Source organism: Paenibacillus sp. AN1007, assembly GCF_040702995.1.
In the GTDB taxonomy this organism is placed as follows: Bacteria; Bacillota; Bacilli; order Paenibacillales; family Paenibacillaceae; genus Paenibacillus.
In genome coordinates this window covers 1840059-1855752 of the sequence record NZ_CP159992.1, presented here as the reverse complement: position 1 = coordinate 1855752, position 15694 = coordinate 1840059, and the positions used below count along the sequence as shown (strand labels likewise).

Below are 15694 nucleotides of genomic sequence, written 5' to 3'. Positions count from 1 at the left end.
ATGCACCGCCTGCGACACCTCCTACGATTAAAACTTTTTTACGATTATTCATCTTCACATGCATCCTTTCCAAATAAAATCGGGACAAGCTGCTCTACACGTGGATCAGCCAGTACATAATTAACTTCAAGACCATTACGCTCGGTGGCAACAATGCCTGCACTGCGAAGCTTCTGCAGATGCTGCGACACTGTTGATTGCGGCAGATCCAAACATTCCTGCATATATGAAACGTTACATTTCTTTTTGCGCATCAGACCACGAACGATACATAAACGCACGGGATGGGACAGCGCCTTAAGAAACTCAGCTGGTTCATCAAACTGTTTTAGTTGGTTCCGATCAAACGCAGGTAACTCCAAAAAAACTCCTCCTTAAAACGTTATATTGTAATATTACGATATAGTGATTTAATTGTCAAATGTATCTTTGCAAAAGAAATGCACCTTAACTATAACATCATTTTATTTGCACCTTTGACGTGCTCCTATGAAGTCATAAATAAAAGCACACCCCAGTCTAATAACAAGGGGCATGCTTCGTAATACGTTTGTTTTAGCGGTATTCACCATATATGTTTCCCTTGCCCTTACGTTAACCAGAACTGCTTAAGACCGGCTCATGCACGTTTGTTCTGGGTGCGGTTATTTTTCCAAGTAAATAAACGAGCAGCTGTTGATTGTGCATCGAAATGTTGCTCAGAACCGAATTCATGAACTCATTGCGGATGGCAACTCCCCGCTTGGTCTCCATTCTCCCCTTGTCCGACAGCGAAACCCATACGATCCGCCGATCCTGATCATCGCGATCTCTGCATATGAGGCCGTTTTTCTCCATTCGATCAAGCAGCATCGTAACGGCCGCAGGCGTTGTCGCCAGAAATGGAATCAGATCAGACGGTTTCATCTTGTCGTGGTCCTCCAGCACCTCCAGTACAGCAAGCTGCGCCTCGGTTAATGAAGGTGCCAGTTCCTGATCCATATGCAGTTTATAATCTTTGGTTAATCTGGACCAGCACTTGGCGAAATCGGAATTATACATCTAAAATCACTCCTCCCGGCAGCGGATAATCATTTCATTTGCTTAAGTTTTCGCCCTTCAAAGCCGCATTCCTGCTGCATTTTTTCAATTTCCCAGCGATCGACCCCAATCGACGAAGGTTGTTAAACTTCGCTTGAAGGCGCGCTTCACATTCGCCGAAGAACAACAAAAAAAGACTCTTCGCAAGGCACCATCAGCGATGTGCGCGAAGAGTCTTTTTTATCTTTTTTATACGGAATTTTGCAGCTGATTCTCATTAAAGTCCGGGATCAGCTCGGTAATCTCGTCCTGCTTGTCCACAGGAACAAGTAATTTACCGATATGTTTGCGTTCCGTAATCGGCACGCTCTCTGAAGAAATCACATGCGCCTGTCCTTCTTTGGTCATTACCGTTAACTTGCGCTGCTCTCTGCAGTAGAATGCCCCCGCAATGCGGCTGCCGTTCGGTTTGACACGTTTACCTTCTTTAAATTCAAAGGTAACCACTCCTTTACCACCACGGCTCTGCAGCGCGTAATCGAGAAGAAGGGAACGTTTACCGTACCCGATGTCACTTAGTACGGCTACCTCGCCTTCATCACCCTCGACCCATAGAGCAGAGACAACTTCATCCGTATCTTTCAACTGAATACCGCGAACACCACCGGAGACACGTCCCATCGGGTTGACCTCATCCTCGCGGAAACGTATAGCCATCGCTTCTTTGGTTATCAGCACGATATCTTTATCGCCCGTACTCAAATGCACGGACAGAACTTCATCATCTTTCCCAACCTTACATGCTGCCACAGCACTGGAGCGTTTCGTAATATACTCCTTCAGTTCAGTTCGTTTGACCTGTCCCTTGCGAGTCACAAATACAAGGCTGTGATCAGGTTCTTCAAACGATTTGATGGCCAGCACGCTGGTGATCCGGTCGTCCTTCGCAAGGGGAATGACGTTAACGATGGCCGTACCCGGGTCTTTCCACTTAAACTCCGGCACCTGATGCACAGGCAGCAGGAAATACTGTCCTTTTTGCGTGAACACAAGCAGGTTCTCCAGTGTGTTCACTTCAAGCACCTGAGAGATATAGTCGCCTTCTTTTACACCACTTGCACTTCGCTCCCCGCCGGAACGTGTAAAGGACTGCATACTGGAGCGTTTCACATACCCCTCTTTGGATAATGTCACAAATACATCTTCCGCGTTAACCAGAACTTCGAGATTTACCTTAAGCTCCTCTACCTCGCCCTGAATCGCGGAGCGCCGCTCAATTCCGTATTTCTCTTTGATCTCCAGCAGTTCCTTGCGAATAACGCCAACCAGCTTGCGATCACTTTCCAGAATGGAGCGGAGTTGTGAAATTTTCTTCATAAGCTCATTCAGTTCTTTTTGAAGAGCGTTAATCTCCAGATTTGTCAACCGGTACAGCTGCAGGGTGAGAATCGAATCTGCCTGGCGTTCTGTAAAGCCGAACATCCAGATCAGATTGTTTTGAGCATCCTGACGGTTCTTCGAAGCTTTGATCGCCGCAATAACTTCATCCAGAATGTTAAGAGCTTTCACCAGTCCTTCAAGGACGTGGGCCCGATCTTCGGCTTTCTCCAGCTCATATTTGGTTCGGAATGTCACGACCTCACGCTGGTGGGCAATATAAGCCTCCAGAATAGCTTTCAGACCGAGCTGCTGCGGAGCTTTGTTTACGATAGCAACCATGTTGAAGTTATAGGTGACCTGAAGATCCGTTTTCTTGAGCAGATAAGCCAAAATACCTTGTGCATCGGCTTCCTTTTTCAGCTCTACAACGATTCGCAGACCCTCACGTCCGCTTTCATCACGAACTTCGGCTATGCCTTCAACCTTTTTCTCCAGCCGGATGTTCTCCATCGCGGTCACGAGACGGGATTTCACTACCTGATAAGGAATCTCCGTAATGACAATCTGCTGCTTGCCGCCGCGCATGTTTTCGATTTCGGTTTTGGAACGTATGTAGATTCGTCCTTTACCTGTCCGATATGCATCCAGAATGCCGTCGCCGCCCATAATTAATCCGCCTGTCGGAAAATCCGGGCCTTTCATAAACATCATGATTTCATCCAGTTCGATGGATGGTTTCTCCATCACCGCAATACAGGCATCGATGGTTTCACGTAAATTGTGAGGCGGAATCTCGGTTGCGAAACCGGAAGATATTCCGCTTACACCGTTGACGAGCAGATTGGGATAACGGGAAGGCAGAACAACCGGTTCCTTGGCTGTATTATCAAAGTTATCCTTAAACAGCACCGTGCGTTTCTCAATGTCGCGAAGCATCTCCATCGCAATGGATGACAAGCGAGCCTCAGTATACCGCATCGCCGCAGCTGGATCATCGTCCTGAGAGCCCCAGTTCCCGTGACCATCTACCAGCATATGACCCATTTTCCACGGCTGTGCCATCCGCACCATGCCTTCATAGATGGAGGAATCACCGTGAGGGTGATAGTTACCCATAACGTCCCCTACCGTTTTGGCAGACTTACGGTATGGCTTCTCAGGTGTATTGCCTGAGTCGTACATAGCGTATAAAATACGCCGCTGTACGGGCTTCAATCCATCCCGCACATCGGGAATGGCCCGGTCTTGAATAATGTATTTGGAGTAGCGACCGAAACGGTCACCCACGACCTCTTCAAGAAAGGCCGGCATAAATTGTTCTGATAGACTCATTCCAAGCACCTTCTATTCTTCGTACTCTGTAAAGTCGACATTCTCTACAATCCAGCGTTTACGAGGGTCCACCTTGTCCCCCATCAGTGTTGACACACGACGCTCCGCTTTGGCTGCATCCACAATCTCCACTTTCAGCATAGCTCGTGTTTCCGGGTTCATTGTCGTTTCCCACAGCTGATCCGGGTTCATCTCACCTAGACCTTTATAACGCTGCAGCTCAACATTATTGCCAAATTCTTTCATGTAATTGGCGAGTTCCTCATCAGTCCAAGCATATCTTACGGCTGCCATTTTGCCCGATTTACGTGTCAGCTTATATAAAGGCGGCTGCGCAATATATACTTTACCTGCATCAATTAACGGTTTCATGTAACGGTAAAAGAAAGTAAGCAGCAGCACTTGAATATGCGCCCCGTCCGTGTCGGCATCCGTCATGATGATAATTTTGGAATAATTGCTGTCCTCTACCGCAAATTCAGTTCCAATCCCTGCTCCGATCGCTGCTGTAATTGCACGATACTCTTCGTTTTTGAGAATATCAGCCAGCTTTGATTTTTCCGGGTTAAGCGGTTTTCCCTTCAACGGCAGAATTGCCTGTATTTTGGAGTCCCGACCCTGCTTCGCCGAACCGCCTGCCGAGTCTCCTTCCACAATAAACAGCTCATTGCGTGTAAAATCCTTCGACTGTGCTGGCGTCAGCTTGCCGTTTAGGTTCGAACTTTCACTGCGTTTTTTCCCTGTACGCATTTCGTCACGGGCTTTGCGGGCTGCTTCTCTCGCTTTGGACGCCTGCACTGCTTTGCGAATCAAAGTCTGTGCAACCTGAGGATTCTCTTCCAGAAAACGTTGAATGTTCTCGGAAACCACTGAATCCACTGCACTGCGGGCAGCAGCACTTCCGAGCTGGTCTTTCGTCTGACCGACAAATTCCACCTCTGACATTTTGACGCTGATTACAGCCATCATGCCTTCACGCAGATCATTGCCTTCCAGATTTTTATCCTTTTCCTTGATCATACTGGTGCGGCGAGCGTAATCGTTCATTACACGGGTGTAAGCCGCCCTGAATCCGGTCTCATGCGTACCCCCGCCGCGGGTTGGAATCGAGTTCACAAACGAAGCCAGTGTCTCCGTATATCCTGCATTGTATTGAATAGCCACTTCAACCTCGATATCATCCTTATCTGCGTAAAAGTGAATGACATCATGCAGTACATCTTTGTTTTCATTCAAAAATTCGACAAACTGACTTGCTCCGCCCTCATACATAAACTCATCCTGATTCCCTGAACGTTCATCCTTCAGCACAATTTTCAGACCTGAGTTCAAAAAAGCGATTTCTTGAAGACGTTCTGCCAGGGTGTCATAATTCAACTGAATACCATGTTGGAATACACGAATATCCGGTTTAAATGTAACTTTGGTTCCGGTACGATTGGTGTTTCCTAACACTTCAAGGCCTGTCACAGGTTCCCCTACATGTTCTACACCTTTTTTGTCCTGCCAGTATTCAAAACGCTGCCGATGAATCTTGCCATCCCGGAAGATTTCGACCTCAAGCCACTCTGACAACGCGTTGGTGACCGAAGCACCTACGCCGTGCAGACCGCCTGATTTTTTATATCCTGATCCACCGAACTTACCGCCTGCGTGCAAAATCGTAAACACGACCTGGGGAGTAGGAATCCCTGTTTTATGTATACCTGTCGGAATTCCCCTTCCGTTATCCTGAACCGTAATAGAACCGTCCTTATGCAGTGTGATATCGATTTTGGAGCAGAATTTGGCAAGGTGCTCATCGACAGCGTTGTCCACGATTTCCCATACCAAATGATGTAGACCTGAAGTACTGGTGCTTCCGATGTACATCCCCGGCCGTTTCCGAACCGCTACCAGTCCTTCAAGTACTTGAATGTCGTCCGCGTCGTAGCCCGAGGCGCCCTGTCCTCCGCCTGTCGAACCTGCTGACATATCGATTTGCTCGACCATTCATGCTCCCCCTTCTTAACTTGAAACTACAAAATTGCCTGAAATGCAAACAGATGTTTTCTTATCCTTGTCCATTTTAATTCAAGATATCCCGTTTCGTAAAGACAAGGAATGAGACAAAGAGTGATGCAGCACCCCAAATGCTAAGCACAATAAGGGAAAAACCGAGATTCATTCCTTCAATTGGCGGCAGTCCGCCTGATAGATAGTTAGGGAGTTCGAGATTGACCATAAACAAATATTTTGCCGTTTCCCACGAAGCCGCCATGTTGGTAAGAATCGTTCCGGCAATCAATGCTGCCATCATAATTACGATACTTGCAGCCGTACTGCGAACAAGAACCGACACCATAAATGCCAGCATAGCCACGATTATGCTCACAAACCAGATCAAACCTGCCTGCATCAGCATGTACTGCCATTGACTTACTGCATGCACAGCAGACATATCCACATCGGTACCCACCACTTTGAATCCTGTGAAAACAGGTATACCGAATCCTTTGTAACCAAAAACAGCTCCGGATATCCCATAACAGATCACATAAGCAGAAACGACGATGATGGAGACAAACATGATCAGCGTGATCAGCTTGCTGAGAAGCACTTTCCACCGCCTCACGGGGCGTGTCAGCAGCATTTTGATCGTACCTGTCGTACGTTCACCGGATACCAAATCGGACGCAATCGCCATAATTAAAAGAGGGATAAATAATCCGACGGCATTGTTCATAAACTCCCGCGTAAACGTCACCCCGCCCGGCTCTTTGGGATTTATATTATTTTCCAGGTAGTACTGCATCTGCTGGATATAAACGGCTCTGTACTTTTTAAATTCTTCAGGAACCCGGTCACTGCCGAGTGAGTTCTGATTATCGGTAATCGCCTGCTGCAGTTCAAGCCTCCAATCACCACCGAACTTGTCCCGGTTATTCTGAGCTGATTTCATCTGTGCATACGTAAACATCGGAACAAGTACAGCCAGAACGATAAAAATGATATAAAGACGTTTCTTCTTAACCATCTTGATGGTTTCATTACGAATCAGCGGCATAATATTACTCAATGGATTCACCTTCTGTCATTTTTAAGAATAACTGCTCAAGTGTTGGCTGAATCCGCTGCACGCCTTCGATTTGAATCCCTGCCTCAACCATCTGCTGTACCAGCTCCGGAATCAATTCTTCATGCATCTCGGCAACAACAGCGTTGGCACCCAGCCCTGCAACAATGGTATCATCCATGACATCACCAGGGCGGCTGACCAGCGAAATTCCCCTATCAATTAATATCTGACGGCCTGCGTCAAACGGAGTAAGGTGCCAGATCGCGACCTTGGAGTGGTCTTCAATCAATTCATTTACACCGCCAACCGCAAGTACACGGCCGGCACTGATAATTGCAACCCTGTCGCAGAGAAGCTGGATCTCACTTAACAAGTGACTGCTGACAAACACAGCCATACCTTCACTGGCAAGCTGCTTGATGAACTCTCGCAGTTCTTTAATCCCTTTAGGATCCAGTCCGTTCGTTGGCTCATCCAGAATGAGCAGACGCGGTCGTCCAAGCAGTGCCTGAGCAATCCCGAGCCGCTGGCGCATACCTAGGGAATACGTTCTGACTTTATCATGAATACGTTGATCCAGACGGACGATGTTGACCACTTCCTGAATACGCTCATGATCTACTCCTGGCTGCATGCGGGCAAAATGCTCCAAGTTCTCCCACCCGGTCAAATATGTATAAACCTCGGGATTTTCTACAATCGATCCGACATATTTTAGCGCCCGTTCCGGATCCCGGTTCACATCGTAACCACAGACCGAAATCTTCCCTTCTGTAGGTTTGATCAGATCCACAAGCATACGGATGGTTGTTGTTTTCCCCGCTCCATTTGGTCCCAGAAATCCGAATATTTCACCCGGCTTAACATCAAAAGTGACATCTTTAATAATCCATTTTCGCCCGATCTTCTTCTTCAAATGCTGTACGGACAAAACGGATTCATACTGCTTCTCTGCCATTTATTTTGCGCTCCCTTCTGCCGATTTGTTCCCCTGATATTCCTGTGCAATGCGAACAGCCATCTGCTGATAACCTTGTCCATTGGGATGGAAATGGTCCGATGAAAGATACTCATCCAGATGATTCTCAAACAGATCAAATGTCGGCACAAGGCTCATTTTATCTTCATTGTTCAAAATCGACATTGCCGCATCATTCCAGGCAGCGACAACAGCATTCCCCGGCTTTTCCAGGTCTTTCACATTACCAAACGGATTATATAATCCGATGTACATGATCTGCGCGTTGGGGTTGATTTCTTTCACTTTCTTCAAAATCTCCTGCAGCCTTTTCGACGTTTCTGGCAGTGCCGCAGCCAATTTTTCCGCAGTAGGCGGGTCTTCACCCTGAAGAACCTGTCCGCCTTGAAACAGGTCATTTGCACCGATCGAGAGCAGAATAAAGTTGGACTGTTCCAAGACATACTTGACGCCTTGTTCATCCAGCTTTTTTAATAATGCATCGGTTCGCAGGCCGTTCACACCCAGATTATTTAGCACCTGAACGTCATAACCTTCATCTTTCAGCAGATTGCCCGCCCGCCTTACAAACCCTAGTCCTTCATCATCCCCTGTACCTCTGGCAAGAGAATCTCCGATGACAGCCATTCGAATCTTCCCATCTTCGACAATCCCTTTATTAGTGCCATTTGGTGCTTCCTGGGCTGACCCGACAGCCTTCTGTCCATCATTAAGCTTCGAGTCTCCTTGAGGATAAATCACATCTTTTATGGCGTAACCAAATCCGAACAGCAGCAATAATGTTGCTGCAATGGATATCGTACTTACACTTCTCCAGATCCAGGGCGCTGAATCAAGATTTTTGTTCTTTTTCATCCATCACATCTCCAGTCAGGTGCATATAATTTATAATGGCTTTTGCATCAAGATACTGCTTATTCTAAATAACATAAGTCTTCTGTCGTTAATTTGCAAATTTTGCTGCCGTATTCACAATACAGACATTTACTAAGCTCAAAAAATGGAAAAAAGCCATAGCACACACAGTATTTCGGCTGTGTGCACATATGACTTTTTATGATAAAGAAATTTTGGATATTCATGTCCAGGTCTTATTTACCGATAAACTCTTGAGCCCAATATCCGTTATAGAAACCTACACCGATATGCGTAAAGTTTTTGCTTAGGATGTTCGCACGGTGACCCGCACTGTTCATCCAGGCAGTTACAACTTCCTGAGGTGTTTTTTGACCTTTAGCGATGTTTTCGCCAGCGTAGCTGTAAGTTACTCCGAATTGTTTCATCATATCAAACGGAGAACCATACGTTGGAGACTGGTGGTCAAAATAGTTATTGCTGCTCATATCTTTAACTTTGGCCATAGCGACCTTGTCCAGAAGCGAGTCTGATGCCAGTGCACCGAGACCTGCTTTGGCACGTTCAGCGTTTACCAGTTTCACCACTTGTGCAGCGAAATCGGATTGTGAGCTTTGAGTACCGTTACTGCCTGTGCTTGAAGGATCTTTGGCTGGTGTTGTCGGTGCCGGTTTCTCTTCTTGTACTGGCTTTGCAGGTGTGCTTGGCTGTTCAGGTTTAGTTTCAGGCTGTGCTGCTGGTTTCTCAACGGCTTGTCCTTCAGATACCTTGTATCCGTTTTGCTTGAGCCATGACTCGATATAAGCTTTCAGGCTATCTGCATTCACAACTTTATACGTTGTAGTCGTGTTATATGTTGAATCTGCAGCAGACGCGGAGGCGGGAAGCATAATTCCTACAGCGAGTACAGCTGTCAGACTGCCTGTCACAACGGTTTTCATCCAGTTCTTCTTCAAATTCATTCATCTCCTTAGAATTAATTGTTACAAGTTTGTAATCATTACTCTAGCAGTATATCAATTCGTAAAGAGATTGTGAACCCGTAAATAATGGAAAAGTAACTTTTTTGTCATCATTAAATGTTTCAAAATATCTTTATCCGTTTATATAAACTGGCCCGAAGCCGGACGTTCAGAACATATACATAACGAAGCTTCTTCACAATCATTTTGAAAATGCTCACACGATATCACATATACAAGCGTAAAAAAAGGCACTCAGTCAGGTTCCCACCTGCTGAATGCCGTCTCATCTATTATAAAAGAACTTTACTGAAGCGATATCCCTTCTTCTGAAAACCAATATGCTCATAGAAGGAATAAGTCGTTGAAGTCACTTCACGATTGGCACCCGTGACGAACAGCTGCTTACCACCCTTCTTTTTGCCCCAGTCTTCAGCACGAGCCATCAGGCGGCGGCCGATGCCGCTTCCGCGATATTCCTGACCCACGATTAAAGAAGTAATCTGGGCAGCAGGTTCCGGATAGGCATGACTTTGAACACATTGCAAGCCAACCACACCAATAATCTGTTCATCCACTTCGGCAACAAGCATGCACGCGTTGGGATTGCTCTCCATACTCTCAATGCGCTCTTTCATAACATTGGTTGTTGTCGGATAGCTGACCTCTCGCATCAATCCCGTTACCGCTTCAGCATCTCGCAGTTCACACTCTCGGATCATCAGTACAGGGGCCTCCACATTATTGGACATGATTTACCTCCACTTTCAGCATATTTGCGGCTTGAACCGCTGTTTTACGAGCTTCTTCCACATCTGTTCCAGCACTAAGCGCCGCAGCCATCCGGCGTCCCTGTTTCGTTTCAGGTTTACCAAATACACGAACCTGAGTACGAGGCAGGGCCAGCGCATCTTCCATTCCACGAATCGTGAAATCAGATGTTTCAACATCGGCCTTCAGCGTAGCTGAAGCTCCCGGTGTCAGCAAATGTACTTCTGTGACGGGAAAACCAAGAATGGCACGCACATGAAGCGCAAATTCAGAGCTATCCTGCGTAACCATCGTAACCATACCTGTATCATGCGGTCGAGGAGATATTTCACTGAACACCACACCATCGGCAGTCAGGAAGAGTTCGACGCCAAAAAGCCCATACCCTCCCAGCTCATCCGTGACCGTCTTTGCAATTAGACAAGCCTGTTCCCACTGCTCAGAGGTCATCGCGTGAGGCTGCCATGATTCGACATAATCCCCATCCTTCTGGATGTGACCAATCGGAGGACAAAAAACAGTACCCGACACAGATCTGACGGTGAGCAGTGTAATCTCACTCTCAAACTTTACAAAGCTTTCCACGATAACACGTACGGATTTGCCGCGCGCTCCTGAAAGTGCCGCTTCCCAGCAATTCGCTGCATCTTCCGGCACACGGCAGACACTCTGACCTTTACCGGATGAACTCATCAGTGGTTTAATAACGCATGGTGTCCCCAGTTCACGGACAGCTTCCTGAAGCTGCTCCAGACTATCCGCAAAAAGGTAAGCCGCAGTAGGAAGATTCAGCTGTTCGGCTGCCAATCGACGGATACCTTCACGATCCATAGTCAAGCGAGCAGCACGAGCCGTTGGTACGACACAAAAGCCTTCTTCCTCAAGTTCGAGCAGTGCCTCTGTTGCAATGGCTTCAATCTCAGGTACGATGTAATGCGGTTGTTCCTTACGGATCAATTGTTTCAATGCCTCGCCATCTAACATGTCGATGCAGTAAGATCGATGTGCGACCTGCATGGCTGGTGCATTCTCGTAACGATCAACAGCGATCGTTTCTACGCCCAGACGTGCGGCCTCAATCACGACCTCTTTACCCAATTCTCCGCTGCCTAGCAGCAGCATTTTTTTGGCTTGAGCCGAAAAAGGAGCACCCCACATAGTTCTTTCCAATCCTCCCAATAGAGAAATCTTCTATATCTGTCTCTCTATTTTCGGGGTTTTGGTTAAAGATTGCAAGAGTACTCCCTATTTTTCTTGTGAATTTTACAAGATTTTTTGTGTTTTTTCGATCAATTTTTACAAATCACATTTCCGGATTCGATACTCTTTCCATTCCTCCCAATTTTAAGGAAGTAAAAATAATGAAACGTTAAATTTTTGCTTATCTGTCTTCTATTTTTTAACAATCATGTTTGATCTCGTGCCAGAGCACGATTTTTCTCTCGAAACAGCTCATTATGTGACGACACATAGGCCATTCCGGCCGCAGCGGGCTCCACATACATCTTGGCACTGTTGACTGCCACGATCGCGTCATTGAAAGCACCTGCTATCAATCTCACTTTACCTTCCCTCGAAGCACAATCTCCTGCAGTAAAAATACCAGGGACATTCGTTTCAGCCAGCTGGTTCATGCCGATCATGCCTTCCTCCATGGCAAGTCCGCATCGAGAGAGATTGCTGACATGGCTTGTATATCCATGGCTTATAATTACATCATCCACATCAAGACGCATGACTTCATTTGTTGTGATGTTGATTATACCGACCTGATGAATACGTTCCCCGTTCCCATATAAATGTTCAATCTGATAGGGAGTTCGTACCTCCGCCTTGCTTTTCATCTGTCTTACGCTGCGCTCCATTGCACGAAACGAATCCTGCCTGTGCACTACCGTTACCGAGCAGGCCCTTTCCACAAGTTCAAGCGCCCAATCCACGGCGCTGTTGCCTCCGCCAGAGATCAACACTTTTTTCCCCGCAAAATAATCCAAATGCTGCACCGTATAATGCAGATTTCCTCGTTCATAGTCATGTGCAGTGTTCATATCCAGCTTTTGCACCTCGGCGATGCCTCGCCCAATAGCAGCAATTACACTTCGCGTATAATGCAGTTCGCCCGTTTCCGCCTGCAGCACAATGACCCCATTCTCCAGACGACTAAACGTGTCTATCGTTTGATTAAACACCACAACGGGCTCAAATGTACCTGCTTGCTGAACAAGCCAATCAATAAGTTTGGCGCATTTCATCGGCGGCAGTCCGCCAACATCCCATATCGTTTTATCCGCATAGGTCTGAAGAAATCCACCCAGCCGATCTTTGCCTTCAATCACCTTCACTTTCATCTCACGCATACCGGCGTAAAATGCTGCATACATTCCAGCGGGACCTCCGCCAATAATCGTTACATCATAAATGTCGAGATCATTCACTGCAGACACATCCTATCTTTAATTTCTTAATGATACGCAGGCTGCTTCATTTCATATGGAAAGGCTCATCTGTCTTGTTCGTTTTTCTCTTCAAAAGCAGCCACGATATCATCGATTACATAATTGTCGGCCATCGGAGCCATACCGAGATTAAACCATTCCTTACCACCCACGAGGTACACGTGATTCTGTTTCACAGCCTTTAGGTTTTTCCAGATCGATGTGCTCAGCAATTCCTCATATTTTTTCTTTATTTCCGAATTTTCTTCGTCATCCAGCTGAATAATGAGATGATCCGCATCATATTCCGGCAGGACCTCCATAGAAATGGACAACGAGGCCTCACCTTCCGGGAAATTGTTCACAGGCTTTAGACCGAGCCGCTTGTGAATAAATGCTCCGCGTGAGAGGTTCGGACCGTTTAGAATAATTTCCTTTTCCATAATCCTTACGTACAGCACCGTTTCCTCGCCAATCAGATTATACAGTTTGTCAGATCCCTCTTTTTCGTGCTGCTTCAAATCCGCCATAACCTGTTTCGCTTCCTGCTCCTTTCCAAGAACCGCAGCGATATCCTGCAGCTCATCCGGCCATTCTTCGCGCTGAGGCAGCAGCACGGTAGGAGCGATGCGCGAGAGCTGATCATAATCCTTCTTCGACCACCATGCAGGTGCAATAATCAAGTCAGGATCAGCGGCGAGTATCATTTCGAAATCCGGAGTTTTCGCAATTCCCATTTTCACCGTATTGGCAAAAGGCTCCTGCAAATATTTCGGAAATTCCTCATGATAATTTTGTACAGCAACCGGAACCACACCCAGCGCGTACAGCAGTTCTGGATATACAACGGATAACCCCACCACACGCTTTGGTGAAGCAGGGATCGAAATCTCTCCCATCTCCGTTTGTACAACTTTGAACTGGTTTTCCTGCTGCTGTTCTGATTCACTTGTATTTGAAGCTTCAGAGGGCTGACTTGCGATATTCTCTCCCGAACCAGTTGATTGTTGCTCGGATGCTTGTCCGCATGCACTGAGCACCACAAGTATCAATAGAACCCCTGTCAACAGCCAAAACTTAACCTTCACGCTTATGTACCTCCTATATATTTATAGATGATCACAATTAATAATAATTATCATTATCAATTAGATATAGGAGTAGTATATTAAATAATGGTCCCACAAGATATTGACGATAAGGACTTTATATTATGGACGATGCTGCCACAGTTTTAACACTTCATCCAGCATTAGTTCATGAGTAAACGCGGTATAATCCAGCAAAACACTTGGGATCAGCATATCAACACCGCCAGTCTGCACTGCTTTTGATGCCTTCCAGACCTCAGATTGCTGCAGCTCCGCCCACTTCTGGCTGGATTCATCATCCGCATTCACAATAATTAATGCTCTGTCTATCGATAAATGTGCCAGGTCACTTAGGTCGTGAATGCCTGCATGCGATTGCTGCCAAATGTTCTCTATGCCTTCCGGTGCGTTAAGCTGCAGGTCGGTATAAAAAACGGAAGCAATCGTTCGTGGACCCATGACTTGAATCTTAGAATCCTTCACGCTGAGTATAATCAGTTTGTCCGTACGAACCTGCTCGGATAACTGTGAACGCACGACAGCCGCTTTTTGCTCATACCTTTGAAGCCAAACTTCGGCTGCGGCAGGCCGGTTCAAGAATTGAGCAGCAGTTCTCAAATGATCACGCCAATCGCCTTCCGACTGCGAAATGACACAAACAGGTGCCAGCGAATTCAAACGATGCATCATACTGGCGGACATTTCCTCACGAACAGCGACAATATAATCGGGCCGGATTGTATTCAACTGTTCCAAACAGCCTTCTTCTCCATCAACCAGGGGCGTGACCTTATCCGTCTCGTATTTACGCCTGTAATAACTTGTCCATGGGTGATTGGCTTCGGAGGCGCAGGGAATAATATCAAGAGCAAGTAATATTCCGATGCCTTGGGAGTGCACTGCAGCAATACGCTGCTTGCTGTTACGTATAAAAGCCGCGGGAGGAAGTCCTGAGATTTGCTTGAATTTACGGCGAAAATACATTTCATCCTGAAACCCCACACAAGCCGCAATCTCCTTCAGCCTGAAGTTTTGATCATTCCTCATCATTATCTGAGCCTGCTTGATCCGATAGATCGTCAAATAGTCCACTGCGCTGCATCCGTATCTCTTCTTAAATAAGCGCATGAAATGGCGTGCGCTCATTCGTGCCGCGTCAGCCATATCCTGTATCGTCATTTTATCCATATAATGCTGTTCCATATAATGTCTGGCCTGTTCGATAGGCCGCATGGCATCATTAGATTCCAGCTGAAGCATGTCACTGAACATCGTGTACAGCAGCTCCTGGAAACGAATTTGGCCATAATACCGCTGTAAACCGTTCGCATGCCTGGCATTCTCCTCGATCTCCCGGCATATCAAACTCATGGTAACTGGCGAGTCGGAGCGCATCTCCCCCTTCGTCGTAAAATTGCAAATCCGCTTCATCATCGCCTGAGCAGATGTCTCGTCTATTTCTCTTTCATATGAAATACTGAATCTCATCTGATACAGGCTTCGTTCAGCCTTCCCCCGAACCTCCGCTTCAACGAGCTGTCCCGGCATTGCTGCATAGATCGTGCCGCTCCTGAGTTCAACAAATTCACCATCCACGGTGAGCCAGCCCTCACCATTCACTATAAACAGCAGCATGTAACTATCGAGAAATTGTGTTCCGAGACGCCAGCTTGCTTCCGAATGGCCTTGATCCGCAGTCTTCAACTCAATTAACTTAAAATGAAGCTGGTCAAACATATCAAAAGCTGCATATGAATTAACCTGTTCTGTCGCTTTGATCTGCATGGTTCTCCCCCATAATCCATAGAACT

The 15694-nt window shown here is 46.6% G+C and carries 13 protein-coding genes; all 13 read right to left on the bottom strand.

Going from position 1 to position 15694, the window contains the following annotated elements; translation table 11 throughout:
• Positions 1-44: 44 nt before the first annotated feature.
• Complete coding sequence (locus ABXS70_RS08480; protein ID WP_342551627.1) at positions 45-362, bottom strand: metalloregulator ArsR/SmtB family transcription factor; 318 nt, start codon at positions 360-362, stop codon at positions 45-47.
• Positions 363-594: 232 nt separating this feature from the next.
• Positions 595-1041: a MarR family winged helix-turn-helix transcriptional regulator gene (locus ABXS70_RS08475; RefSeq protein WP_342551628.1), complete on the bottom strand. Its 447-nt coding sequence runs from the start codon at positions 1039-1041 to the stop codon at positions 595-597.
• Positions 1042-1269: 228 nt separating this feature from the next.
• Entirely contained in the window at positions 1270-3732 is a 2463-nt protein-coding gene (gene gyrA / locus ABXS70_RS08470) for a DNA gyrase subunit A (protein ID WP_342551629.1), read from the bottom strand.
• 12 nt (positions 3733-3744) lie between these two features.
• Entirely contained in the window at positions 3745-5724 is a 1980-nt protein-coding gene (gene parE / locus ABXS70_RS08465; protein WP_342551630.1) for a DNA topoisomerase IV subunit B, read from the bottom strand.
• Between the two features lie 76 nt (positions 5725-5800).
• Entirely contained in the window at positions 5801-6790 is a 990-nt protein-coding gene (locus tag ABXS70_RS08460; RefSeq protein WP_342551631.1) for an ABC transporter permease, read from the bottom strand.
• Entirely contained in the window at positions 6783-7748 is a 966-nt protein-coding gene (locus ABXS70_RS08455; RefSeq protein ID WP_342551632.1) for an ABC transporter ATP-binding protein, read from the bottom strand. Before ABXS70_RS08455 ends, ABXS70_RS08460 begins: the two co-directional genes overlap by 8 nt.
• A complete protein-coding gene (locus ABXS70_RS08450) occupies positions 7749-8624 on the bottom strand; it encodes a GDSL-type esterase/lipase family protein (RefSeq protein ID WP_342551633.1) in 876 nt (291 codons plus the stop codon). It abuts the gene before it with no gap.
• A gap of 236 nt (positions 8625-8860) precedes the next feature.
• Positions 8861-9586, bottom strand: a complete 726-nt coding sequence (locus tag ABXS70_RS08445) for a CAP domain-containing protein (RefSeq protein ID WP_342551634.1) — start codon at positions 9584-9586, stop codon at positions 8861-8863.
• Positions 9587-9879: 293 nt separating this feature from the next.
• Positions 9880-10338, bottom strand: a complete 459-nt coding sequence (locus ABXS70_RS08440) for a GNAT family N-acetyltransferase (RefSeq protein WP_342551635.1) — start codon at positions 10336-10338, stop codon at positions 9880-9882.
• Entirely contained in the window at positions 10328-11515 is a 1188-nt protein-coding gene (gene purT, locus ABXS70_RS08435) for a formate-dependent phosphoribosylglycinamide formyltransferase (RefSeq protein WP_366296572.1), read from the bottom strand. Before purT ends, ABXS70_RS08440 begins: the two co-directional genes overlap by 11 nt.
• A 248-nt stretch (positions 11516-11763) precedes the next feature.
• Positions 11764-12792, bottom strand: a complete 1029-nt coding sequence (locus ABXS70_RS08430) for an NAD(P)/FAD-dependent oxidoreductase (protein WP_342551636.1) — start codon at positions 12790-12792, stop codon at positions 11764-11766.
• Between the two features lie 65 nt (positions 12793-12857).
• Complete coding sequence (locus ABXS70_RS08425) at positions 12858-13880, bottom strand: ABC transporter substrate-binding protein (protein WP_342551637.1); 1023 nt, start codon at positions 13878-13880, stop codon at positions 12858-12860.
• A gap of 123 nt (positions 13881-14003) precedes the next feature.
• Complete coding sequence (locus ABXS70_RS08420; protein WP_366295241.1) at positions 14004-15668, bottom strand: AraC family transcriptional regulator; 1665 nt, start codon at positions 15666-15668, stop codon at positions 14004-14006.
• Positions 15669-15694 lie beyond the last annotated feature (26 nt).

Bases quoted from the DNA above. Each gene is read 5' to 3' on its own strand.
- purT (WP_366296572.1), bottom strand. From the start codon at position 11,515: ATGTGGGGTGCTCCTTTTTCGGCTCAAGCCAAAAAAATGCTGCTGCTA.
- ABXS70_RS08450 (WP_342551633.1), bottom strand. From the start codon at position 8,624: ATGAAAAAGAACAAAAATCTTGATTCAGCGCCCTGGATCTGGAGAAGT.
- ABXS70_RS08440 (WP_342551635.1), bottom strand. From the start codon at position 10,338: ATGTCCAATAATGTGGAGGCCCCTGTACTGATGATCCGAGAGTGTGAA.
- ABXS70_RS08420 (WP_366295241.1), bottom strand. From the start codon at position 15,668: ATGCAGATCAAAGCGACAGAACAGGTTAATTCATATGCAGCTTTTGAT.
- parE (WP_342551630.1), bottom strand. From the start codon at position 5,724: ATGGTCGAGCAAATCGATATGTCAGCAGGTTCGACAGGCGGAGGACAG.
- gyrA (WP_342551629.1), bottom strand. From the start codon at position 3,732: ATGAGTCTATCAGAACAATTTATGCCGGCCTTTCTTGAAGAGGTCGTG.
- ABXS70_RS08475 (WP_342551628.1), bottom strand. From the start codon at position 1,041: ATGTATAATTCCGATTTCGCCAAGTGCTGGTCCAGATTAACCAAAGAT.
- ABXS70_RS08455 (WP_342551632.1), bottom strand. From the start codon at position 7,748: ATGGCAGAGAAGCAGTATGAATCCGTTTTGTCCGTACAGCATTTGAAG.
- ABXS70_RS08445 (WP_342551634.1), bottom strand. From the start codon at position 9,586: ATGAATTTGAAGAAGAACTGGATGAAAACCGTTGTGACAGGCAGTCTG.